20 protein-coding genes are annotated in these 22578 nt (G+C 56.7%); 16 read left to right on the top strand and 4 right to left on the bottom strand.

Annotated features, from left to right (window positions below; genetic code table 11):
* The first annotated feature begins 39 nt into the window (after window positions 1-39).
* The 7 genes from ACOCF6_RS07685 (at window position 40) to ACOCF6_RS07655 (ending at window position 7827) form a co-directional block, all read left to right on the top strand.
* Window positions 40-810 (top strand): glycosyltransferase family 2 protein, encoded by a 771-nt coding sequence (locus ACOCF6_RS07685; RefSeq protein WP_482459801.1) that lies wholly within the window; start codon window positions 40-42, stop codon window positions 808-810.
* A 51-nt stretch (window positions 811-861) separates the two neighbouring features.
* The gene (locus ACOCF6_RS07680; protein ID WP_482459800.1) at window positions 862-1992 is read left to right on the top strand and encodes a glycosyltransferase family 9 protein; all 1131 of its coding nucleotides are present in this window, start codon (window positions 862-864) and stop codon (window positions 1990-1992) included.
* Window positions 1985-2893, top strand: a complete 909-nt coding sequence (locus ACOCF6_RS07675; protein ID WP_482459799.1) for a glycosyltransferase family 2 protein — start codon at window positions 1985-1987, stop codon at window positions 2891-2893. Before ACOCF6_RS07680 ends, ACOCF6_RS07675 begins: the two co-directional genes overlap by 8 nt.
* A complete protein-coding gene (locus ACOCF6_RS07670) occupies window positions 2890-4110 on the top strand; it encodes an O-antigen ligase family protein (RefSeq protein ID WP_482459798.1) in 1221 nt (406 codons plus the stop codon). The genes ACOCF6_RS07675 and ACOCF6_RS07670 overlap by 4 nt, the downstream gene beginning before the upstream one ends.
* Entirely contained in the window at window positions 4098-5156 is a 1059-nt protein-coding gene (gene waaC / locus ACOCF6_RS07665) for a lipopolysaccharide heptosyltransferase I (RefSeq protein WP_482459797.1), read from the top strand. Before ACOCF6_RS07670 ends, waaC begins: the two co-directional genes overlap by 13 nt.
* A 26-nt stretch (window positions 5157-5182) precedes the next feature.
* Complete coding sequence (locus ACOCF6_RS07660) at window positions 5183-6286, top strand: glycosyltransferase (RefSeq protein ID WP_482459796.1); 1104 nt, start codon at window positions 5183-5185, stop codon at window positions 6284-6286.
* A 236-nt stretch (window positions 6287-6522) separates the two neighbouring features.
* On the top strand, window positions 6523-7827 hold the full coding sequence (locus ACOCF6_RS07655) for a pyridoxal phosphate-dependent aminotransferase (RefSeq protein ID WP_482459795.1): 1305 nt from the start codon (window positions 6523-6525) through the stop codon (window positions 7825-7827).
* Between the two features lie 78 nt (window positions 7828-7905).
* On the opposite strand, the gene ACOCF6_RS07650 is transcribed toward ACOCF6_RS07655, so the two are convergent.
* The gene (locus tag ACOCF6_RS07650; RefSeq protein ID WP_482459794.1) at window positions 7906-8094 is read right to left on the bottom strand and encodes a twin-arginine translocase TatA/TatE family subunit; all 189 of its coding nucleotides are present in this window, start codon (window positions 8092-8094) and stop codon (window positions 7906-7908) included.
* 267 nt (window positions 8095-8361) lie between these two features.
* Between ACOCF6_RS07650 and ACOCF6_RS07645 the strand changes: the two genes are divergently transcribed.
* Window positions 8362-10056, top strand: a complete 1695-nt coding sequence (locus ACOCF6_RS07645; RefSeq protein WP_482459793.1) for a methyl-accepting chemotaxis protein — start codon at window positions 8362-8364, stop codon at window positions 10054-10056.
* Entirely contained in the window at window positions 10049-11053 is a 1005-nt protein-coding gene (locus ACOCF6_RS07640; RefSeq protein WP_482459792.1) for a DUF3187 family protein, read from the top strand. The genes ACOCF6_RS07645 and ACOCF6_RS07640 overlap by 8 nt, the downstream gene beginning before the upstream one ends.
* A 58-nt stretch (window positions 11054-11111) precedes the next feature.
* Here ACOCF6_RS07640 and ACOCF6_RS07635 read toward each other — a convergent pair whose 3' ends face one another.
* The 3 genes from ACOCF6_RS07635 to ACOCF6_RS07625 all read right to left on the bottom strand — a co-directional run bounded on the left by ACOCF6_RS07635 (window position 11112) and on the right by ACOCF6_RS07625 (window position 13764).
* The gene (locus ACOCF6_RS07635; protein ID WP_482459791.1) at window positions 11112-11522 is read right to left on the bottom strand and encodes a COG4315 family predicted lipoprotein; all 411 of its coding nucleotides are present in this window, start codon (window positions 11520-11522) and stop codon (window positions 11112-11114) included.
* 290 nt (window positions 11523-11812) lie between these two features.
* On the bottom strand, window positions 11813-12340 hold the full coding sequence (locus ACOCF6_RS07630) for a 3-isopropylmalate dehydratase small subunit (RefSeq protein ID WP_482459790.1): 528 nt from the start codon (window positions 12338-12340) through the stop codon (window positions 11813-11815).
* Window positions 12341-12480: 140 nt separating this feature from the next.
* On the bottom strand, window positions 12481-13764 hold the full coding sequence (locus tag ACOCF6_RS07625) for a 3-isopropylmalate dehydratase large subunit (RefSeq protein ID WP_482459789.1): 1284 nt from the start codon (window positions 13762-13764) through the stop codon (window positions 12481-12483).
* Between the two features lie 215 nt (window positions 13765-13979).
* Here ACOCF6_RS07625 and larB point away from each other — a divergent pair, with 215 nt between their 5' ends.
* The 7 genes from larB to alaS all read left to right on the top strand — a co-directional run bounded on the left by larB (window position 13980) and on the right by alaS (window position 22563).
* On the top strand, window positions 13980-14729 hold the full coding sequence (gene larB / locus ACOCF6_RS07620) for a nickel pincer cofactor biosynthesis protein LarB (RefSeq protein ID WP_482459788.1): 750 nt from the start codon (window positions 13980-13982) through the stop codon (window positions 14727-14729).
* A gap of 1 nt (window position 14730) precedes the next feature.
* The gene (gene larC, locus ACOCF6_RS07615; protein WP_482459787.1) at window positions 14731-15882 is read left to right on the top strand and encodes a nickel pincer cofactor biosynthesis protein LarC; all 1152 of its coding nucleotides are present in this window, start codon (window positions 14731-14733) and stop codon (window positions 15880-15882) included.
* The gene (locus ACOCF6_RS07610; protein ID WP_482459786.1) at window positions 15879-17141 is read left to right on the top strand and encodes a CinA family nicotinamide mononucleotide deamidase-related protein; all 1263 of its coding nucleotides are present in this window, start codon (window positions 15879-15881) and stop codon (window positions 17139-17141) included. The genes larC and ACOCF6_RS07610 overlap by 4 nt, the downstream gene beginning before the upstream one ends.
* A gap of 80 nt (window positions 17142-17221) precedes the next feature.
* On the top strand, window positions 17222-18244 hold the full coding sequence (gene recA / locus ACOCF6_RS07605) for a recombinase RecA (RefSeq protein ID WP_482459785.1): 1023 nt from the start codon (window positions 17222-17224) through the stop codon (window positions 18242-18244).
* Window positions 18245-18270: 26 nt separating this feature from the next.
* Window positions 18271-19425 (top strand): type IV pilus twitching motility protein PilT, encoded by a 1155-nt coding sequence (locus tag ACOCF6_RS07600; protein WP_482459784.1) that lies wholly within the window; start codon window positions 18271-18273, stop codon window positions 19423-19425.
* Window positions 19412-19894: a regulatory protein RecX gene (locus ACOCF6_RS07595; protein ID WP_482459783.1), complete on the top strand. Its 483-nt coding sequence runs from the start codon at window positions 19412-19414 to the stop codon at window positions 19892-19894. The genes ACOCF6_RS07600 and ACOCF6_RS07595 overlap by 14 nt, the downstream gene beginning before the upstream one ends.
* A gap of 26 nt (window positions 19895-19920) precedes the next feature.
* Entirely contained in the window at window positions 19921-22563 is a 2643-nt protein-coding gene (gene alaS / locus ACOCF6_RS07590; protein WP_482463292.1) for an alanine--tRNA ligase, read from the top strand.
* The last annotated feature ends 15 nt before the right edge of the window (window positions 22564-22578 follow it).

Below are 22578 nucleotides of genomic sequence, written 5' to 3'. Positions count from 1 at the left end.
AATGCAGTTGAATCAGTAGAATAACTCCGGAGTGAGATAATGGCTAAAATATCTGCGTACATCATTGCATTTAACGAAGAACGCAACATTGGCGATGCGGTCAAGAGTGTTCTCTGGGCCGATGAGGTGGTGGTAGTTGACTCCTTCAGCACCGATCGGACGGTTGAAATCGCCACCGGGCTTGGGGCCCGGGTAGTGCAGGTTGCCTTTGAAGGATTTGGAAAACTGCGGAATTCGGCGATCGCAGCCACCCGCTTTGAGTGGGTCTTCAGCCTTGATACCGATGAGCGCTGTACTGATAAGGCCCGTGATGAAATGCGGCGGCTGGTGGAGCTGCCGGATGCCAAGGACGCCTATTACACCCCGCGCAGAAACAGCTTCATGGGGCAGGAGATCAAGCACTGCGGCTGGTATCCCGACTATCGCCAGCCGCAGCTCTTTCGGCGAACGGCCCTGTTGTTTGGCGATGACATGGTGCACGAAGGTTTTACCATACAGGGGACCGTTGGCTATATGGTCAATTTTATCCGTCAGGAACCGTATCGTGATTTGACACAGATGTGCACCAAGCTTGAGCGCTACGCCACCCTGGGTGCGGAAAAGATGAAGCAGAAGGGAAAGTCTGCCACCATGGGTGGAGCCCTTCTGCATGGCCTGTCTTCTTTTGCGAGGATCTATTTCGTCAAGAAGGGGATTCTGGATGGTTGGCCGGGGTTTGTCATCGCTCTGGCGAACGGTGAGTATACCTTTTACAAATATGCGAAACGGGCGGAACAGATGAGAGTGGAGGCAGCTCTCAAGCAGCGTTGAAACAACCAGCTCCCTACTCCAACGGAATAACATACGAGCGCCGAACCAAGCATGCAGACTGATCATCCACAATCGATTCTTATTATAAATATCAAGCTGATCGGTGATGTGGTGCTGAGCACGCCGCTTCTCGATCTCTTCAAATCTGCGTACCCGGATGCGAAGATCGATTACCTGGTGAACCGCGGTACCGGCGAGTTTCTCGAAAAGGATCCCCGCGTACGGCGCGTGTATTATTCCGAGAAATGGCAAAAGGGAGCACACTCCGGTTCAAATAACTACCTGTGGTCTCTTTTCAGAAAATATGATATGGCGGTGTGTCTCAACAAGTCCGACCGTGCCTCTCTTGCCCTGGTTGCGGCCGGTCGGCAGACCCGGATCGGCTATTGTGACCCCGACAAAGCGCTCGGGGTTTGGTGGCGGAAGCTGCTGATGAGCAGGGTGATGCCTTACTGTGAGGAGTTGCACGTTGTTCGGCACTGTCAGGAAATTGCCGAAACGCTTTGTTTGCCGGTCGACCGTTTGCGGGTCAAGCTGTACTGGGATAGGTTTGACAACGATATTGTCAACGCAGTCCTCAAGCCCCATGACGAACGGGGTACGTACTTTGTTATTCACCCCTTTGCCCGTTGGCACTACAAGTACTGGGACATCGAGCGCTTTATCGCACTCAGTGATCTGGTCGCCGGGAAATATCACCTTACTCCGGTCTGGACTTCATCACCGGACCCGCAGGAGATCGGGCTGCTGGTGGCGGCCGCCGCGCGCTGTGCTATCCCGCCGGTTGTCATCCCGGGGACACTCTCACTTAACCAGATGACCTGTCTGATAGAACAGGCGGGGCTCTACATCGGTCTTGATACGGCCATCAGCCATATAGCCGCCTCCACCGGGGTTCCCATGGTGGCCCTGTACGGACCGACCGAGATGTGGCGCTGGCATCCCTGGGACAACGAATCATCCGTCACAGGACCTGAGACTGCCGGTACATCCCGCGGTACCTTTCGTAGCGGCAGTATCGTTGCCATGCAGGCCGCCTGCGAGCATTATCCCTGCATTCGGCCGCACTGCTACAGGGACGGGCAGGAGAATCCCTGCATGATGGCCTTGTCCGCTAGTGATGTGTTTCGGGAAATCAGCACGCTACTTTCAAAAAACGGTACAGATGCCATTCATGAGTAAAGCCAGCTGCGACATCGCCTTTGTTACAGTCAACTACAATACCTGCGGGCTTGTCCGGGACATGCTCGCCTTCTTTCAGGCCGCTGCGTTGCCCTTCAGCTATACGCTGGTGGTTGTCGATAACAATTCCAGCGATGGTTCCCATGAATTTCTGAATGGACGCAGAGATGTCGTGTATATTCCGGCGGGAGAAAACCTGGGGTATGGCCGCGCCATCAACCGGGGCATTGCAGCGGTTGACAGCCGCTATGTCTGTGCCATGAATACCGATGTTATTCTGGACGAAGCAACACTGGTGGCGCTCTGGGAATTCATGGAGCAGACCCCCGATGCCGGTGTTGCGGCCCCAAGGATCGCCAATCGGGACGGCTCGACCCAGGGGTTCATCTTTCACCGCTCGCGAATGTCCATTGTGTTCAATTCCATGAACAAGCTTCGCTCCAGTCGGCTGAAACGGAAACTTGCGAAAGCAACTGCTCCCCTGCGGGTGCCGGGGGTCATGGGGGCCTTCTTCCTGATTCGGCGCTCATGTTTTCCCGAAGGTAAGCTCTTTGATGAAGCGTTCTTTTTCTACTTTGAAGACAACGATCTCTCCCATCGTCTCCTTGATGCCGGGGTTCACTGCTACGCACTGCCAAGGCAGCACCTGATTCACCTGGGTGGCTCATCCACCTCTGTTGAGGGGGCCAGGGTGTTTTACCGGAGCAAAAACCTGTATCTCAAAAAGCATTACGGCCGGTCGTTTGCCCGGATGATCATGGCACTTGACAGGATTCGATTGCGTATGAAATTCATAAAATACAGTGTCCTCTCGCTGGTGTCCTCATCACAAGGCATTGCACACAAAAAGGCGCACTATACCGCCATGCGCTGTGCCGCTGACCGGGATGGCCTCTCGTGACCTCCTCCAGCGGACAACAGGTACATGACCTGACATATACCGTCATTGGCGTGCTGATCTGTCTCAGTTTTTTCTTCCTGTCGGTTGGTACGGCTCCGCTTACCCTGAGCAGCCTGCTGGCACTCACAATCTGGCTGGTGTCGGGTCGCTGCTACCGGGATCGAGCGGACTGGCTGGATCAGGAGTGGCTGCTGCCCGTGGCCGCACTCTGTGCCCTCCCGTGGGTTGCCATTCTCTGGTCAACGGCCCCCCTTGACCAGGCGGTCAAATTCGCCGAAAGAAGCCATTACTGGCTCTTTGCATTTCTGGCAGCCAGCGCCATGAAATCGGAATGCAGCGTGCGGAATGTTATGGTCTGTTTCATCTCGGGCACGACCATCGTCGCTGTCATACTCTGCCTGTATTTCGCTGGAATTATTCCGGAAACCGCCTACCTGCAGAATTTTACCGTTCGCTCGTATATTACCTATTCGCTGCTCATTGTTGTCTCGATATTATCTCTGGCATTTTGTTACAACGCATCGGAGTCGCTCTACACGAAATTAGCGGCAGCCGTCCTGATGCTGTTTCTGGCGATAACGGTTACGCAGCTGAAAGGGAGAAGCGCCTACCTGTCGCTGGCACTGCTGTCACCCTGGCTGTTTATTACCATGTTCGGACGCCGTCGACTCATCCCGGTTCTGGTTGCGGTACTGTTCACCCTGGCACTGCTGTTTACATCCCAGAGGGTCCGGGAACGCACGGCCCTTATTCCGCAGGAAATCAAGCTGTATCAAGCTGGAGTGAGTACCTCCTACACAAAAAGTGACGGCACACAGACCCCCTCATCCATCGGCTTGCGCATGATGATGTGGAGCGATGCGCTGAAAATATTCCAGCGTCACCCGCTGCTGGGCGCCGGCACAGGGGCCTATCAGCTGGAAGCAAAAAAAATCAACCCGGAGGACATGTCCCCCCATCCCCACAACAGCTACCTGTACATCGTTGCTAATTACGGATTACTGGGAATCGGGATTTACGGCTGGCTTTTCGTCGTTACGCTCAAGCGTGCCTGGCGGGCCCGTGGCCAGCTCTCAGGTCACACGGTTCTGGCCTTTCTCTTTGTTATTTTGATCGGCAGCCTGACGGACACCCAGGTGCTCTCTGCGGCAACCGGCATAGTCCTGGGCTTTATTGCCGGCATACCGACGCCATCCACGACCGAATGCGCATCCTGATAATAAAAACATCCGCACTGGGCGACATCATCCATGCGCTGCCGCTGCTCGATTATCTGCACCAGGTTTCCCCCGGTGTCCGCATCGACTGGGTCGTTGAGGAGGCTTTTCTCGAACTACTTTCCGGCAATCCGCTGATTGATCGTCTGATGACGGTTGCGTTCAAGCGCTGGAGGAAATCGCCCATTGCTTTGCAGACCTTGCGTGAGGTCGGGGCCTTCAGGAGGCTTCTCCGGGAGCGCGAGTACGACCTTGTTTTCGACATACAGGGCAATACCAAGAGCGGCCTGGTCTGCTGGCTGGCCAACTCGCCGCGCAAGATCGGCTTTAGCCGCGATGCTATGCAGGAACGGCTGAATGCGCTCTTCACGGACCAAAAAATAGCTCTGCTGCCCGAAGACCGGCATGCCACGACCCGCTATCTGCGGATCATCAGTGCGCCGTTCGGTGTGGACCCGGCCGCCTTGACCCTGACAACCGATATCCATACCGCCCTTGATGATGAAGCGGTTGGACAGGTGCTGTCGCAGAGCAACAGCAGACCTGTTCTGCTGTTTCATACCGGAACCACCTGGCAGACCAAGCTCTGGCATGAAAGCGGCTGGATTGCACTGGCTTGCTACCTGCTGACACGTTACCCCGCTGCCACGATCCTGCTGTCGTGGGGAAACGCATCCGAACATGAAACGGTGCTGCGGATAGCGCAGCAGATCGGGCCCCGGGCCCGGGTCCTTGAAAGGATGTCACTCAAACGTTTTGCCGCGCTTCTCAAACGGGTCGATTGCGCAGTTGGCGGCGATACCGGTCCTGTGCATCTGGCGGCCGTGGTCGGTACGGCCACTGTATCCTTTTACCGCTGTACCGACGGTTCGCTTAACGGGCCGAAGGGGGAGCGTCACGTGATCGTGCAATCGCCGCTGGCCTGCACGAAGTGCCTCAGAAAGAGCTGTGAGCGGAATGAGGAGTGCATCGGCAGCATCACCCCGCAGGCGCTATGTGCCGGAGTTGAAAAAATTCTGCAGGAGCGGCGTTTCATTCCGGCTTGATACGTTCGGTACACCAGAGGTTTCAGATGAAACATCCCATGACCATACTGCAGGTAATCTCCCAGCGGCATCTGTCCGGCGCGGAGCGGGTCTGCCTGATGCTTTCCGGATCGCTGCAGCAACGTGGCCACCGGGTCATCCTGCTGTGCAAGCGGGATGAGGCCATGCTAGCCGAGGCGGACCAGCGTGGTCTTGAGACCCGCACGCCCGGGTTGTCCGGCAAGTTCAATCCCCTGGTGGCTCTCGGCGTCCTGCGGATTGCCCGGGAGGTTGGCGCAGATGTGATCCATACGCACCTGTCAACCGCTTCCCAATGGGGCGGTGTTGCCGGCCGACTGGGAGGCATACCGGTGGTGTCGCATGTCCACGCCATGAATTCCCGCTATTTCTTCATGCTGGCAGATGCCATGGTCGCCTGTTCGGAGGGGGTCCGACAACATATTATAGGGCAGGGCGTTTCAGCGGACCGTATCAGTACCATTTACAACGGCATCGAAGCGAAGCGGCTTGATTTCTCCGGTGATGCTGCCCAGGTGCGCTCCGCTCTCGGCATCACTGCCGATGCTCCGGCGATTGCCTGTATCGCCCACCTGGCAGACAAAAAAGGGCAGGCCGACCTGATCAGGGCGGTAGCACTGCTTCGTGCGAAATGGCCGGATCTGCACTGCTTCTTTGTTGGTACCGGTGAAAATATGGACAGCCTGCGCCGTCAGGCCGAGGAGTCGGGTGTCGGGCAGCGGGCTGTGCTGCTGGGATATCGCAGCGATGCCGTGGCGATCATGAACGCTGTTGATTGCGTCCTGCTACCGTCGCTGGGCAAGGAAGGTCTGCCGCTGGTGCTGCTGGAGGCTGCCCTGCTCGGCAAGCCGGCCATCTGCAGCAACATACCCGGCAATAACGAGGTCGTCCTTGACGGTGTTACCGGCCTGCTCTTTCCACCCGGAGATGCTGCAGCACTGGCCGACCGGATCGACGTGCTGCTCGCGGATCGAGAGCAGCGCCGAAGAATGGGAGATGCTGCCAGAGAACGGGCTGAACGGGAATTTACCATCGAGGCCATGACGGATCGCGTTGAGTTGCTGTACCGGAGATTGATATTGAAAGGGGCCGCTGCGTCAGGTGGCCGGTGAGGATAAAATCGTTGACGGGCTTATTCCAGTATGTTATTGAAATCAACCATGAAGATAGAGCTTATTGACATAGCAGCACGAGCTATCAGCGCAGCGGCGCGTTACGCCGCAGGTGTATCTGCCGCCCGCTGATCGTCGTTTATTCTAAACGTATCGTACAAGCCGTGGGCTCCAGTCCACGGCTTTTTTATTTTTCATCGATAGATTGTAAAATTACATAGGGGAGGTTGGCGAGTATGCGTGTTGAACTGGTGCGGCCCGGAGCCGGAGAACTGACGTACGAGATCAGGAACATTGTTAATGTTGCTGAAAAACTTCAAATGCATGGTGTCAAGATCAATTGGGAAAATATCGGCGACCCGATTGTCAAGGGCGAGGTCATCCCGGAGTGGATGAAGGAGATCGTGGCCAAGGCGGTCATGGACAACCAGAGTTGGGGGTATTGTCATACCCGTGGTGTGCTGGAGACCCGCGAGTTTATCTGCGACACCACCAATGCCCGGGGCGGGGCCCAGATCACCCCTGACGATATCATCTTCTTTAATGGCCTGGGCGATGCCATTGCCAAGATCTACGGTTCACTGCGGGCCGAGGCGCGCGTCCTGATGCCGTCACCCTCCTATACCACCCATACCCTGGGTGAGATCGGCCATGCCCACGCCGCGCCGGCCCTGTTCCGGCTCAAGTCCGAGGATAACTGGTACCCGGACCTGGATGATCTGCGCAACCACATCAAGTATAACCCCAACATCTGCGCCATCATGATCATCAATCCGGACAACCCGACCGGCATGGTCTACACGGAGCAGACCCTGCGGGAGATCGTGCAGATCGCCCGCGAGAACGACCTGTTCATTATTGCCGACGAGGTCTATATCAACATCGTCTACAACGGCCAGAAAACGGTGCACATCAGCGACGTGATCGGTGATGTGCCGGCCATCTCCCTGAAGGGGATTTCCAAGGAATTCCCCTGGCCCGGTTCGCGCTGCGGCTGGATCGAGGTCTATAACGTCCACAAGGACGAGCAGTTCCGCAAGTATATCAACCTGATCCTGACCGGCAAGATGAACGAGGTCTGCTCGACCACACTGCCCCAGACCGTCATCCCGGCCATCACACGGCATCCCGAATACTCTGTGTATCTTGCGGAGCGGATTGCCAGTTATGAAAAGATGAGCAATATTACCTACGATTTTCTGGCCAAGGTGCCGGCTCTGCAGGTCAACCGCACCAATGGCGCCTTTTACATGGCGGTCGCTTTCAAGGAAGGGCTGCTCTCCAACCGCCAGTCGATTCCGATTGCCAATGCCGAGGTAAAGGAGTTGGTCAACGGTCTGGTCAACCAGCCGGGCGTGTCACCGGACAAGCGTTTCGTCTATCACATCCTGGCCGCTACCGGCATCTGTGTCGTGCCGCTTTCTTCCTTTTCAACGCCGCTACAGGGCTTCCGCGTGACCCTGCTGGAGAAGGACGAGAACGAGTGCCGCCGGATCTATAGTACGCTGGCCGAGAAGATCGGGGAGTATCTGAACTCGTAATCACTCCCGCACATATAAATTAAAAAGGGGAAAACCGCATGCGGCTTTCCCCTTTTTAAGTGTAAAAAACGACCTACATCAGGCCTTTTTGTCGTCATCCTCGCTTTTGGGCTTGATCTCGATTTCATCCTTGCCGTCCGAAGCCTTTTTGAAGTTGCGGATACTTTTGCCGAGTGCTCCGCCGATTTCTGGCAGCCTGCCGGCACCAAAGACGACCAGAACAATAACCAGTATGATGATCAGCTCCGGCATTCCAAATCCAAACATTATATCCTCCTGTGAATCACTTTGATTTGGCTAACGCACTGTCTCTGTGTATCAGGCAGGCAGTATCGCATTGAAGGGTAAAAAAATCAAGCATCGCAACATTGAATTGTGTTGGTTGGTCATTGATTGCGAGTGGTATGTTGGCACAATCAGTCAAACAGAGCTAACGCCTGAATGAATCGACAATTTTGCCTGCCAGGATTCGTTGACACCGGTCCAGTCACCGTGATACAAGCAGATTTCGTTCTAATAATGAAAGGTTGTCGTATGTCAGAACTGCAGCATGCCAGCATATCCGCCCGCAGAAACCGGATGGTGATTATATCTCTGTTGGTTGCCATAGTGATCGGAGCCCTGCTTTTTGCAGCGGGAGGCGGAGCCTCGGCAATCGTCTCCGTCATCAGTGTAGCCCTCGTGAGTTCAGTGTTGTGCGCACGCGCCCTTACACAGACAGTGGCAGAGATCCGTACTCACCAGGCTCGCGTTGTGGCGAGTCTCCAGCTGACGGAGGATATTGCATCGCTCCAGTCCGAACAGGATGACATCAAGGCGATCTTTTCTTTTGACCATGTAATCATTGATACCGTGGAAAACCGCCGCAAGGAGCGTCAAAATCTGCTCAAACAGATAATTGCGGCGGAAGAGCAATTAAAGGTGATCATTCATAATCTGGTATCCGGCGACGACCAGGAGGTTGCCCAGGTGCGGGATGCGGTGATTGCCATGGAAAGCATGAAAACCGCCTTTTCTACCGTCATTCACGAAATTGATGAACTTTCGGGCCGTACCGAAGAACGTGCCGCCATCTCGGCAGAAATGAGCGCCACGACAGATGCCATTGCAGATAATATCAACCAGTATTCCTCTTTTGTGCTTGAAACCTCCAGTTCCATCGAGGAGATGACACGCGCCATCAAGGAGACTGCCGATAATATCCGCGGTCTGTCGAACTCCACGGAACAGACGGTTTCCGCTATTACCCAGATCAGCGTGTCCCAGTTCAATGTGCGCGAAAACTCGGAGCGGGGAGCGACCGCATCTGGCAATGTACGGATTCAAGCCCAGCAGGGGCTCCACAGTATGGCCGCTACGATGCGGGCTATGCAGGAAATCGTCAAGAGCAACGACGAGTCCTTTGAGTCCATCAACCGGTTGTCGCGCCATTCGGCACGGGTCGGTGAGTTTCTGAGCGTTATCCAGGAGGTGGTTGATCAGACCAACCTGTTGTCGCTGAATGCCTCCATCATTGCCGCGCAGGCGGGAGAACGGGGCAAGGCCTTTGCGGTCGTTGCGGAGGAAGTGCGCTCCCTGGCCCATCGCACCTCCGCTTCCACAAAAGAGATCGAGGAACTGGTCCGCAACATCCAGAAGGAAACCGCTACGGTGCAGCGCTCAGTCACTCAGGGCAAGGACAAGGCCAAGGAGGGGGCCAAAATCTCATCCCTGGCCAATGCGGCACTTGTCACCATAGATAAAAGTGCCGAAGAAGCATCTCAGGTGGTTGCCCGCATTGCCGAAGAAACCACTGAACAGTCGGTCGGTATACAGCGCATTGCTGACGAGGCAGAGCACAATCTGGAACGCGTGCGGCAAATCACGCTTGCCACCGAGCATCAACAGGTGGGCGCCAACCTGGTACTCAAGAACCTGGGAAATCTGCGCGAACTGGCACATCGAATCAATTCCTCCGCCCAGGAACAGGCCAAGGGGAACCGCCTTTATCTGAGAAGTGTCATGGAGGACAATGAGCGCACCAGAGAGCTCAAGGAGGATGCCGCGAGTCATATTGCGGTGGTCGCACAGGCCGTCGAAGCGGTTGAGAAGGTGAATGAACTGATCGCCTCCAATGCGGCTGACAGCATGAAAATCATGGAGGGCGTAAAGGAACTGACAAAGCTTATTGACCATTACCGTACGGGGACAGTCCGGGATGCCGCTGTTGACGGGAGTGAGCATGTATAGAGTCTGCCTGCTGCTGATTGTGCTTTCATGCTGGGCAGCGCCCTGTCGGGCAGTTGATATGGAAATCACCCCCTTTCGCACGGTCAACCAGAGTCCGCTCGTGCAGATATTCGGCCTTCCAGCTGAATCATCCGCCGCTGTCACGCCGGCTGGACAGAGCGCATTCACACTTACACAGGATGTTGCCAGTGCCTACAGTGTCAGTCACAGCCATAACGAACAGATCACCCTTGATGGGGAATCATACCGCTGGACCCTGGCACTCCGCTATGGCATCGATGGCCGTTTCGAGGCCGGTATTGATGTCCCCTACGTGCTGTACGGCGGCGGATTTCTGGACGGATTCATTGTTGACTGGCACAATACCTTCAGTCTGCCCCAGGGTGGTCGTGATTCAGCCCCCAGAAATCGCCTGAACTACAGCTATTTCAAGGATGGCGTGCAAAAGCTCGCTATGAACCATGCGGGCTCCGGAATCGGTGATATCGTACTGAACGGCGGCATGAAGCTGTACGATGAAGGTGACAACGGGACCCGCGACCGCCTGGCGCTTCGTACGGCACTCAAGCTGCCGACCGGCGAGAGCAGCGCACTGCGTGGCAGCGGCAGCACGGATTTCTCCCTGCAGCTGTGCGGCAGTATGAACAATTTCACCGAATGGGGCAGTCTGGGTCTGTTTGGCTCGGCCGGCGCAATGGTCATGACGGGTGGGGATGTGCTGGCGGACCAGCAGAACAGCCTGGTCGCTTTCGGCACCTTTGGCCTCGGCTGGGGACCGGCGGAATGGATCTCATTCAAGCTGCAGCTCAATGGACACACCGCTTTCTATCGTAACAGCTCTTTGACGGAACTCTCGGAGAACTCACTGCTGCTGGTTGGAGGCGGGGCATTGAAACTGCCGGATGGCTACCTGCTGGATATCGGCGTCTCCGAAGACGTTGCCGTGTCAACTGCGCCGGATGTTGCCTTTCATCTCGGATTGAGCAAACGGTTCTGAACACTACAAAACAAGCCCCGATCCGGGGCTTGTTTTGTAGTACGAGCAATTCGTGGAGTTAGGGAGCTACTACGAACCAGACGTTATTGACTCCCTGGCCGTAGACATCTTCATCGTCTTTATCCTTAAAGAAGTAATAAATCGGCTGTCCTTTGTAGGTGGTTTGCTTGATCCCGTCATCGCGGGTTATAACGCCGATGGCGGCAGCATCTATGCCATCAGCTGGTTCAATTTTTTCGGCGAAAAAGACCGGCCATTTTTCAAGACAACCACCGGCAGCACAGGCGCTCTTGTTCGGCAGATCTTTTTTGAACAGATACAGTGTCATGCCCTTTTCATCGACCAGATAGCTGCCGATACCGTCTTTTGTCTTCACGTTCAGTGCTGCCGCCGATGCAAGGCTGGCACTCAGCATTGCCCCTGCAACAACAGTCATAATCAGCATTGCCACTATCTTGATTGTTCTCATTGTCGTACCCTCCCTGTGTGTTAATCCGTATCCTTGATTTAACCTTACGCTTCGTCTGCAATCTGCGTCAATATGAAAAAGACTTAAATGGTCCTTTATTGACTGGACACAAAAAAAGAGGCGGAAACTGGTGCGTTCCGCCTCTTGTATGGGTGTTGAGTTTACTTTGGGAGCTGTCCGGAAAACGGATTACAAAGTCAGTTCTGTTAACCGTCTATTGCAACGCCCCGCAAGCGGGATAAGTGCGATAACGAAATTATTTCCCAAAAGCGGAAATAATTTCTATCGCACTAATAATTCAAATCAGCGTAATCGACCCAGCCGCCGGCGGTTACCAGGGCCTTGTCGAAGGGCGAAATGTCGAAACTGAAGGTCTTCTGTTTTCCGCCGCCGTTCATAGTCAGCGTCCCGGCCTGTATATCGATGCTCATGCTGGCATCCTCATCACCGGCATGGGAGAAGATCAGGTCGAGATCGGCCTTGGGCAGCTCTATGGCGGCCATGCCACAGTTGAACATGTTCTGGCGGAAGATGCGGGCGAAGGATTCGGCGATCACGGCGGTGATGCCGTTGACCTCGAATACCCAGGGGGCATGCTCGCGGGATGAGCCACAACCGAAGTTGGCGCGGGATAGAACCACCCGGGCATTCCTGGTTTTCGGACCTTTGGGGTCGAAACCTGGCAGTTTGAGGTCTTCCAGGATATAGGGCTTGAGGTCTTCCTTGGTGATCTCGGTCAGGTACTTGGCCGGGATGATCTCGTCGGTGTTGATGTCGCTGCGGTCGAGAAAGAGGACCGGGCCTCCGAATGTTTTCATATGTGCACTCCTTACTGAGAAAGATAAAATCATTGTAGCCACAGAGATCACAGAGGACTCAGAGAAGTTCAAAACAGGGAACATACGGTAAAAACAAGCCTACGTTTGTTGTTTTTCTCTGTGTCCTCTGTGGCAAAGCTTTACAGATACTTCCTCGGGTCGGCGATCTTGCCTTCGATGGCGCTGGCTGCCGCGGTGGCCGGTGACATCAGGTGCACCATGCCCCCCTTGCCCATTCTGCCCATGAAGTTGCGGTTGGTGGTGGAGGCACAGACCTCGCCCTCGGCCAGTACGCCGTTGCTCATCCCCAGGCAGGCGCCGCAGGTCGGGTTGGTAACACAGAACCCTGCCTCCATGAAGATGTCGATCAGACCCTCGTGCATGGCCTCCTGCTGAATCTTGGGGGTGGCGGGGGAGAGGATGCCGCGTACGTTCGGGGCGATTTTTCTCCCTTTCAGTATTCCGGCGGCGATGCGCAGGTCTTCCAGGCGACCGTTGGTGCAGGAACCCAGATAGACCTGGTCCACCGGTGAATCCGGCATGTCGACCACGAATTTGGTCTGATCCGGTTTGTAGCCGAAGGTCACGACCGGCTGCAGGGTGGAAACATCGATATCAATGACCTGGTCGTATTCGGCGTCAACATCGGCCCGCCATTTGGAGTAATCGGCCAGGGCAGCCTCTTTGCAGGCGAATTCGTCCTTGATGAAGGGCCAGAGGAATTCGACTGTGGTGGCGTCCGGCATGCAGATGCCGGAGGTGCCGCCCGCTTCAATTGCCATGTTGCAGAGGGTCATGCGCGATTCCATGGTCATGGCGTCGATGGTGGCACCGTGGAATTCCATCACCCGGTCGGTGGCGCCGTTCACGCCGATCCTGCCAATGATGTGCAGAATGACGTCCTTGGCGTAGACACCTTTGGGGAGTTGCCCGGTGACATTGAACTTGATCGTTTTCGGCTGGCGGAAGGCACAAACCCCTTTGAGGATGCCGACTTCCAGGTCAGTCGTGCCGATGCCGGCGGCAAAGGCGCCGAAGGCGCCATGGGTGCAGGTGTGGGAATCGCCCATGATGACCGTGTAGCCGGGGCGGATGAAGCCCTTTTCCGGGAAGAGGGCATGGCAGACGCCGTTGGCGCCGATATCGAAGAAGTCCCTGATGGCGTGGCGGCGGGCCCAGTCGCGCAGGATCTTGGCCTGGGTCGCGGTCTTGCTGTCCTTGCTGGGAGTGACGTGATCAATGACCGCTTTGATTTTAGAAGGATCAAATACCCGGTCCTTGTTGCGCCGGATCAGGTCGTCGATGGCGATGGGGGTGGTGATTTCGTGGCACAGCACAACGTCGAGTCTGAGCACTTTCGTGCCGGGGAAGGGTTCATTAACCAGATGCGTCTCAAAAATCTTTTCAGCAGTTGTTTTACCCATGTTGATACCTCTTTCCATGTCAGTATTAGTGAGTTTGTAACAGAATCTGCCGGTGATGTAAACCGGTGAACTAAAGTTTGATTTCGTCACAAACATTTCCCGGCAAAATTGGTGTGGCATGCCTGGTGGTCGTGGTGTATAAAAACAGCTATCCAGATTTCCTCAGCGCATTTTTTATTCACGTAAGCGTGGTCAAGCAGTAAGGAATATAACCTATGAACCCAAAACAGCTGAAAATACTGCTGGATGCCGTCAAGGACGGGGCGACTTCGGTCGATGAAGCGGTGGAATGTCTGCGACAGCTCCCCTACCAGGACATTGGCTGCGCCCAGGTGGACCACCATCGCGAACTGCGTCAGGGTATGCCGGAGGTGATCTTCGGCGAAGGCAAGAGCGTGCCGCAAATAGAGCGGATCATGTCCGCCATGGCCGACAAGGGGAGCAATATCCTGGTGACGCGGCTCTCGATTGACAAGGCCCGGGAGATCCTGCAGGCCTTCCCTGCGGCGAACTGCCATGACGAGGGCCGCTGCCTGACGCTGCAGCAGCATCCGCCTGAACCCCGCGGCAAAGGTACGATTCTGGTGGTATCGGCCGGCACCTCGGATATCCCAGTGGCCGCCGAGGCGCTGGTGACCGCCCGTTTTCTCGGCAACGAGACCAGCCATGTCTATGATGTGGGTGTGGCCGGCATCCATCGTTTGCTGGCGCGGCGGGAGCTGCTGGAGGCCGCCAGTGTAATCATCGTTGTGGCCGGCATGGAGGGGGCGCTCCCTTCGGTAGTGGGCGGTCTGGTGGACAAACCGGTCATCGCCGTGCCGACCTCGATCGGCTATGGCGCTTCTTTCGGCGGTATTGCGGCACTGCTGGGGATGCTCAACTCCTGTGCCGCCGGGGTGACGGTCGTCAATATCGACAATGGATTCGGGGCCGCCTGTGCGGCGTCGCTGATCAATCGGGTGTGAAATGAATATCCTCTATTTCGACTGTTATGCCGGCATCTCCGGCGATATGACCGTGGCAGCGCTGCTGGACCTTGGTGTGCCGTTGGAGCATCTGCGGGCTGAACTGGCCAAGCTGGCCCTGCCGGCTGATTCCTATTCCCTGTCCATCCAGCAGACCGAGCGCCGGCATATTCCGGCCTTGAAATTTGAAGTTGCGGTCCATGACCACCATACCCACCGCCATTATGCCGGGATCGACACCATGATCGCTGCCAGCGGATTGTCCGCGGTTGTAAAGGACCAATCCCGGAGGATTTTCCGGCGTCTGGCCGAGGCCGAGGCCTTGGTGCATGGTGTTGCTGTTGAGGATGTGCATTTCCACGAGGTTGGAGCGGTTGACTCGATTGTGGATATTGTTGCTGCAGCGATCTGTCTGGAGTATCTGGAGGTGGTGCAGGTCTTTGCTGCGGCGCTGCCGCTGGGGAGTGGCTTTGTCGAAACAGCTCATGGCAGGTTGCCGGTGCCGGCACCGGCCACAGCTGAACTGCTGCGCGGCATGGCGGTGCACAACGGATGCGGCGAGGGGGAGCGGGTCACGCCGACCGGCGCAGCCATCCTGGCTGCTCTGGTGATTCCTTCAGCTGCACAATCGCCCATGACGATCTCACGGATCGGCAGTGGTGCCGGTGGCAAGGATTTCAGCGACTGCCCCAATATACTGCGGGCCTTCCTCGGAACGGGCGCAACCGGGAGTAGCGAGGAGGTTCGGGAGGTTTCCTGTAATCTCGACGACGTTACTCCTGAGATTGTCGGCTATGTCCAGGAACTGCTGCTGGAGAGCGGAGCCCTGGATGTGTGGCTGGTGCCGGTGCAGATGAAAAAAGGGCGCCCCGGCACAGTGCTGTCGTTTCTCTGCTCACCGGCTGATTTGCAGCGTCTGGCTGCACTGGTGATGGCCGAAACCGGCTCCCTGGGGGTCAGGTATGCTTCCCTGCAACGAATTATCCAGTCCAGGCGGATTGAAGAGCGTGACACGCAGTTCGGCACGATACGGTTCAAGGTCTCTGAGTACGGAGAAAAACCGGAGTACGAGGACTGCCGCCGGATCGCCCGTGAACGGGGCGTACCCTGCCGACACATCATGCAACAGCTGTTGCACAAGGATATGCCATGAGAATTTCAACCTTGAGCGTCGGTGATGAACTGATCTGCGGCCAGACGACGGACACCAATGCCGGCACTATTGCGGCCGCACTTCTTGATCAGGGTTTGCGGGTACAGCGGCATATGTGTGTCGGAGACAATGAGCCGGACATCATCGAAGCCCTGCTGGAGCTCGGCAGAAACAGTGATGCGGTGATTGTTACCGGCGGCCTGGGGCCGACGGCGGATGATCTGACCGCCCGCGCCGCAGCGCGGGCGACCGGCCGGCGACTGGTGCTGAACTCGCATGCCAAGACTCACGTGCGCGATATGTCCGGTCGGCTTGCTTCGCTGATTGTCTGCCCGTTGAATGACAAACAGGCCATGATTCCCACCAAAACCACGCTGATACACAACCCGACCGGGACGGCCTGCGGTTTTCACCTGATGAATAACGGCTGTTTCATGTTTTTTCTGCCGGGTGTACCGTCTGAGATGCGTTTGATGCTGCAGGATTCCGTGGTGACATTTCTGGTCGAACGGATAACACCTAAACGGGTGATCCGGACGGCGTTGCTTAATGTCTTTGGTCCCTGTGAGGCCGAGGTGGATGAATTGCTGACGGGGATTGCCCGTCCGGACCTCGGTCTGCATCTGGGCCTCTGTGTCACATTCCCCTGGATGCGTATCACCTTGCGGGCCGAAGCGGATAATGAGGAAGCCGTTGCGGAACTGCTTGCGCCTGCCGCCCGATTGGTTCAGGAGCGGCTCAAGGAGTATGTCTTTGCGGTCGGTGAGGACGGTCTTGATGATGTTGTGGCCGGACTGCTCATGAAGAGTGGCTGCACACTGGCGCTGGCGGAATCGTGCACCGGCGGGATGATTGCCCAGAGGATCACAGCGACTTCCGGCAGCTCCCGCTATTTTCTGGAGGGTGCCGTAACCTACAGCAATGCGGCCAAAACCCGGCAACTCGGGGTGGCTCCCGGTCTCCTGCTGGAAAAGGGTGCCGTCAGCAACGACGTGGCTGCGGCCATGGCCAAGGGTATTCGCCGGGTTTCCGGCAGTGACCTGGGCCTGGCGGTGACCGGCATCGCCGGGCCGGATGGCGGAGTCGAGGACAAACCGGTCGGCACGGTCTTCATCTCACTGGCCGCTCCGGACGGCTGCTGGACCAAGCGTTTCCAGTTCAGCGGCAGCCGCGAGCAGATTCGCGTCATCACGGCCTGGACGGCACTGGACTGGCTGCGGCGCTACCTGCTTCAGCGAGGCACCTCCCGAACCATTTAAAGCCTTGCGGGGCACTAGCCAGCTATGCTATTTATAAGCCCTTTCATTTACATATCCCACCTTTCAGGAGATACATAACCATGGCTGAAAAAGATACCACGCCGGAAAAAAACAAGGCGATAGAGCTGGCGCTCAGCCAGATAGAGAAACAGTTCGGCAAGGGCGCCATTATGCGTCTGGGTACCGACGAGGCCTTGCCGGGTGTGGAGGCTATCTCCACCGGTTCGATTTCTCTCGATATGGCCCTGGGAGTGGGCGGCGTGCCGCGCGGCAGGATTGTGGAAATCTACGGTCCGGAATCCTCCGGCAAGACGACCCTGGCCCTGCATATTGTAGCCGAGGCCATGAAAACCGGCGGGATCGCGGCCTTCGTGGATGCCGAGCATGCCCTGGATATCGGCTATGCCCGCAAACTGGGTGTCAAGACCGACGATCTGCTGGTGTCGCAGCCGGATACGGGCGAACAGGCCCTGGAAATTGCCGAAACCCTGGTGCGCAGCGGCGCCATCGACGTGCTGGTGGTCGACTCGGTAGCGGCACTGGTGCCCAAGGCCGAGATCGAGGGCGATATGGGCGATTCCCACATGGGACTGCAGGCCCGCCTGATGTCCCAGGCGCTGCGCAAGCTGACCGGCATCATCTCCAAATCGAACTGCTGCGTGATCTTTATCAACCAGATCCGCATGAAGATCGGGGTGATGTTCGGCAACCCGGAGACCACAACCGGTGGTAATGCCCTCAAGTTCTACGCATCGGTCCGCATGGACATCCGCAAGATAGCTACCCTCAAGCAGGGCGATCAGGTGATCGGTTCCCGCACCAAGGTCAAGGTCGTCAAGAACAAGGTGGCGCCCCCCTTCCGCGAGGTGGAATTCGACATCCTTTATGGCGAAGGCATCTCCCGTACCGGCGATGTGCTCGACCTGTCGGTGGACAAGGGACTCGTCGAGAAGAGTGGCGCCTGGTATTCCTACGGCAAAGATCGTATCGGTCAGGGTCGCGAAAACTCCCGCACCTGGCTGACGGAGCACCCCGAAGCACTGGCCGAGCTCGAAGCCAAGCTGATGGATCTGCTCAAGGCCCCGGCGGTCGCCAAAAAGTAACCTGAAGCGAGTTCAAGGAGGTAACAATGGATCTGAATGAAATCCTGACGATCGCCGTCAAGGCCAAGGGCTCCGATATTCATATCAAGACCGGTCTGCCTCCCATTGTTCGAATCGACGGCCGGTTGCACCCGATTCCGAACGCCCCGCGTCTATCTCCCGATTTTGTTGGCACGATGGCGCAAAATATGATGAATGATCGCCAGAAGCGGATCTTCGAGGAAAACTCGGAGGTCGATCTGGCCTATGCGGTTCCCGGTCTGGGCCGTTTCAGGGTCAGCGTCTACCGTCAGCGCGGCACAACGGCCATGGTGTTCCGTTCCATCACCTTTGCCATCCCGTCCCTGGCAGGGCTCAACCTGCCGCCGATCCTGCAGAAGATCTGCCAGGAGGAGCGCGGTCTGGTGCTGGTGACCGGCACCACCGGTTCCGGCAAGTCATCGACCCTGGCCGCCATGATCGACTATATCAACCAGAACCGCACCTGCAATGTCATCACAATCGAAGACCCGGTGGAATTCCTGCACCGCGACAACAAGAGCATCATCAGCCAGCGCGAGGTCGGCTCGGATACACCCTCCTTCTCCGGGGCTCTCAAAGGGGCGCTGCGCCAGGATCCGGATGTTATCCTGGTGGGCGAGATGCGCGATTACGAAACTATTGAAACGGCCATGACCGCCGCCGAAACCGGTCATCTGGTCATGTCGACCCTGCACACCATGGACGCCGCCGAGACAGTCAACCGCATCATCGGTGTGTTTCCCCCCTACCATCAGCGCCAGGTGCGCATCCAGTTGGCCGGGGTCATCAAAGGGGTCATCTCCCAGCGTCTGGTGCCCCGTGCGGACGGCAAAGGGCGCGTCCCGGCGGTGGAGGTCATGCTCGGAACCCTGCGCGTGCGTGAATGCATCGACGACAAGGACAAGACCAAGCAGCTGCATGACTGCATTGCCCAGGGGTATGTCAGCTACGGCATGCAGACCTTTGACCAGTCGCTCATGAAGCTGTACACGTCCAAGCTGATTTCCTATGACGAAGCGGTACGCCAGAGTTCCAATCCGGACGATTTCGCCCTCAAGGTTTCCGGTATATCCGGCACGTCCGATGCATCCTGGGACGGTTTTGAAAGTAAGGAAGATCCGGCTGCGGAGCCGGAACCGCTTGCCATTGAAAAATTCTGAGAACTCCTCGCCGGAGCGGGCCTATCAATACGCTCTGCGGCTGTTGACGGCACGGGATTATACAAAGGCGCGCTTGCAGGAAAAGCTCCGCGCCAGGGAGTTCGGCGAATCAGATATCGAAGCTGCCCTTGGGCGCATGACTGCGGAAGGCTGGCTAAATGACCTGCGCTTTGCGGAACGATTCGCAGAATCGGCGTTGGCCTCCGGACGGTATTACGGTTCCCGTTTGCGGCAGGAAATGCGGCGGCGCGGTCTCCCGCCGGAGATGGTGTCCGACGTGCTCGGACGCATCATGGAGGACCACGACGAGTGTCAGGACATGCGAGCGATCTTTGAACGCCGCTTCAGCGGTTTTTCTTATGCCACCTCCAGCGACAAGGAAAAGCGGCGGGCGATAGGGTACCTACAGCGGCGTGGTTTTGGTTTTTCTGCGATAATGAAGATTTTGCGGGCTGAGGATCAGGAATAATTTAATTTCATATTTTGAGGGAAATGATGACAGGCAGAGAGATACGTGCACGATTTCTGAAATATTTCGAGGATAGGGGGCATGTGGTGGTCCCCAGTTCCGGGATTCTTCCCAAGAACGATCCGACCCTGATGTTCACCAATGCCGGCATGAACCAATTCAAGGATTGTTTCCTGGGACTGGAGGATCGCGGCTATTACCGGGCAGCCAGTTCCCAGAAGTGCGTACGGGCCGGCGGTAAACACAACGATCTGGAAAACGTGGGGCGCACCGCCCGGCACCACACCTTCTTCGAGATGCTGGGCAACTTTTCTTTTGGCGACTATTTCAAGAAAGAGGCCATCGCCTTTGCCTGGGAATTTCTGACAGTCGATCTGAAACTGGACAAGAGCCGCCTGTATGTAACCGTCTATACCGATGACGACGAAGCCGCCGACCTCTGGCACCTGCAGGAAGGTGTGCCTCGTGAGCGCATCTACCGCTTCGGCGAAAAGGACAATTTCTGGTCCATGGGCGATACCGGTCCCTGCGGCCCCTGCACGGAGATATTCTGGGACAACGGTCCCGAGACCGGCTGTGGCTCCCCGGAGTGTGCCGTGGGGTGCGACTGTGACCGCTACATGGAGATCTGGAACAACGTCTTCATGCAGTTCAACCGCACTGCCGACGGGGTCATGACGCCGCTGCCCAAGCCGTCCGTTGATACCGGCATGGGACTGGAGCGGATTACGACCGTTATGCAGGGGGTGCACTCCAACTACGACACGGATCTGCTGCAGGGGATCATCCGTCACATTGAACGTCACAGCGGTAAAAAATATGGAGACAATGAACGAGACAGCGTTTCCATGCGTGTGATTGCCGATCATTGCCGCGCAGTCACCTTCCTGATCTGCGACGGGGCCCTGCCCAGCAATGAAGGGCGCGGCTACGTGCTGCGCCGCATCATGCGCCGGGCAGCGCGACATGCCAAGATGCTGGGGGTGGGCGAACCGCTGCTCTACAAGATGGTGGAGGCGGTCCGCGAGATGATGGGGGATGCTTATCCGGAATTGGCCGAACGCGAGGCCTATATCAAGAAAGTGGTGTTGGCGGAAGAGGAACGTTTCACCGAGACCCTTGACCGTGGCCTCGGGATTCTCAATGAGGAAGTCGCTGCATTGCGCGCTGCTGGAAGTACGGTCATTCCGGGCGAAGTGCTCTTTAAATTGTACGATACCTTTGGATTCCCGGTTGATCTGACGGCTGACATCGTGGAGTCGGAAGGATTCACGGTAGACGAAGCCGGTTTTGAAGCCTGCATGGAAAAGCAGCGTGAATTGGGGCGCGAAAACTGGAAAGGGTCCGGAGCGGCAGGCATTGCAGATATTTACAAAGCGATACACAACCGCGGTATCCATTCCCAGTTTATCGGCTATGACGCTCTGATGAACTATTCACCGATACTGGCGCTTGTACGTGACGGCGTCGAGGCCGACTCGGCGACTGCCGGTGACCAGGTGGATCTGATCGTGGAAGCAACCCCTTTCTATGGTGAATCGGGCGGGCAGGCCGGCGACAGCGGCAGTGCCTCCTCCGGCACTGCTCATCTGGAAGTTGTGGAAACCAGTCGGCCATTCAGCGACCTGATCGTCCATCACTGCCATGTCAAGGAAGGGTCGGTGCGGGTTGGTGATGCGGTCAATCTGACCGTTAGCGGAGCAATTCGGGCTGCAACGGCCCGCAATCACACCGCTACCCATCTGCTCCAGACAGCACTGCGCAAGGTGCTGGGGGAACATGTCAAGCAGGCCGGTTCACTGGTGTCCGTTGATCGTCTGCGCTTCGATTTTACCCATTTTTCCGCCATGACAGCCGACGAGATCAGGCAGGTAGAAACGCTTGTTAATGGCTATGTCATGGAAAATGCCCCGGTGGTCACAAACCAGATGCCCATCGCTGAGGCTGTCGAGGCCGGTGCCACAGCGCTGTTCGATGAAAAGTACGGAGATACGGTGCGGGTGGTGCGCGTGGGGGACGTCAGCATGGAACTGTGTGGCGGCACCCATGTACGGGCGGCCGGCGATATCGGTTTGTTCAAGATAATCTCTGAAGCCGGGATTGCCGCCGGAGTACGCCGTATCGAGGCACTGACCGGGACTGGTGCACTCAGTTCCATCCGGCAGATGGAAGATGAGCAGCGGGCAATGGCAGCGTTGCTCAAGGCCGAGGGGGGCAACCCGCTCGACAAACTGGAAAAACTGCTGCTGCGGCAACGGGAGTTGCAGCGCGAGATCGAATCGCTTCAGGGCCGGCTCAATGCAACCGCCTCCGGCGACCTGCTTTCACAGGCGGTTGAGGTTAACGGCGTAAAGATGCTGGCAGTGCAGGTTCAGGTCGAGGATATCAAAGGGCTGCGTGATCTTTCCGATACCATCAAGGATCGAATGGGTGAAGGGGTGATTATTCTGGGCGCCGATATCGGCGGAAAAGCCAATCTGCTGGTTGCCGTCAGCAAGGGATTGAGTGCAAAGGTTAAAGCCGGTGATATTATCAAGCAGCTGGCACCGCTCGTGGGCGGCAGTGGCGGAGGCAAGCCGGAACTTGCCCAGGCCGGAGGCAGTCAGCCTGAAAAACTTGGCGAGGCACTTGCCTCGGCATCAGCCATACTTAGAATGAGCATAAGATGAAACACATATGGAGCC

The organism is Geobacter psychrophilus (assembly GCF_056821595.1).
Note: the sequence above shows the minus strand (reverse complement) of the source record. Positions and strands in the feature narration are given on the sequence as shown.

Coding starts and splice junctions, on each gene's coding strand:
- ACOCF6_RS07655 (WP_482459795.1), top strand. CDS start 6,523: ATGCGTGTTGAACTGGTGCGGCCCGGAGCCGGAGAACTGACGTACGAG.
- ACOCF6_RS07635 (WP_482459791.1), bottom strand. CDS start 11,522: ATGAGAACAATCAAGATAGTGGCAATGCTGATTATGACTGTTGTTGCA.
- ACOCF6_RS07650 (WP_482459794.1), bottom strand. CDS start 8,094: ATGTTTGGATTTGGAATGCCGGAGCTGATCATCATACTGGTTATTGTT.
- ACOCF6_RS07660 (WP_482459796.1), top strand. CDS start 5,183: ATGAAACATCCCATGACCATACTGCAGGTAATCTCCCAGCGGCATCTG.
- ACOCF6_RS07630 (WP_482459790.1), bottom strand. CDS start 12,340: ATGAAAACATTCGGAGGCCCGGTCCTCTTTCTCGACCGCAGCGACATC.
- alaS (WP_482463292.1), top strand. CDS start 19,921: ATGACAGGCAGAGAGATACGTGCACGATTTCTGAAATATTTCGAGGAT.
- recA (WP_482459785.1), top strand. CDS start 17,222: ATGGCTGAAAAAGATACCACGCCGGAAAAAAACAAGGCGATAGAGCTG.
- ACOCF6_RS07680 (WP_482459800.1), top strand. CDS start 862: ATGCAGACTGATCATCCACAATCGATTCTTATTATAAATATCAAGCTG.
- waaC (WP_482459797.1), top strand. CDS start 4,098: ATGCGCATCCTGATAATAAAAACATCCGCACTGGGCGACATCATCCAT.
- larB (WP_482459788.1), top strand. CDS start 13,980: ATGAACCCAAAACAGCTGAAAATACTGCTGGATGCCGTCAAGGACGGG.
- larC (WP_482459787.1), top strand. CDS start 14,731: ATGAATATCCTCTATTTCGACTGTTATGCCGGCATCTCCGGCGATATG.
- ACOCF6_RS07625 (WP_482459789.1), bottom strand. CDS start 13,764: ATGGGTAAAACAACTGCTGAAAAGATTTTTGAGACGCATCTGGTTAAT.
- ACOCF6_RS07645 (WP_482459793.1), top strand. CDS start 8,362: ATGTCAGAACTGCAGCATGCCAGCATATCCGCCCGCAGAAACCGGATG.
- ACOCF6_RS07610 (WP_482459786.1), top strand. CDS start 15,879: ATGAGAATTTCAACCTTGAGCGTCGGTGATGAACTGATCTGCGGCCAG.
- ACOCF6_RS07600 (WP_482459784.1), top strand. CDS start 18,271: ATGGATCTGAATGAAATCCTGACGATCGCCGTCAAGGCCAAGGGCTCC.
- ACOCF6_RS07685 (WP_482459801.1), top strand. CDS start 40: ATGGCTAAAATATCTGCGTACATCATTGCATTTAACGAAGAACGCAAC.
- ACOCF6_RS07675 (WP_482459799.1), top strand. CDS start 1,985: ATGAGTAAAGCCAGCTGCGACATCGCCTTTGTTACAGTCAACTACAAT.
- ACOCF6_RS07640 (WP_482459792.1), top strand. CDS start 10,049: ATGTATAGAGTCTGCCTGCTGCTGATTGTGCTTTCATGCTGGGCAGCG.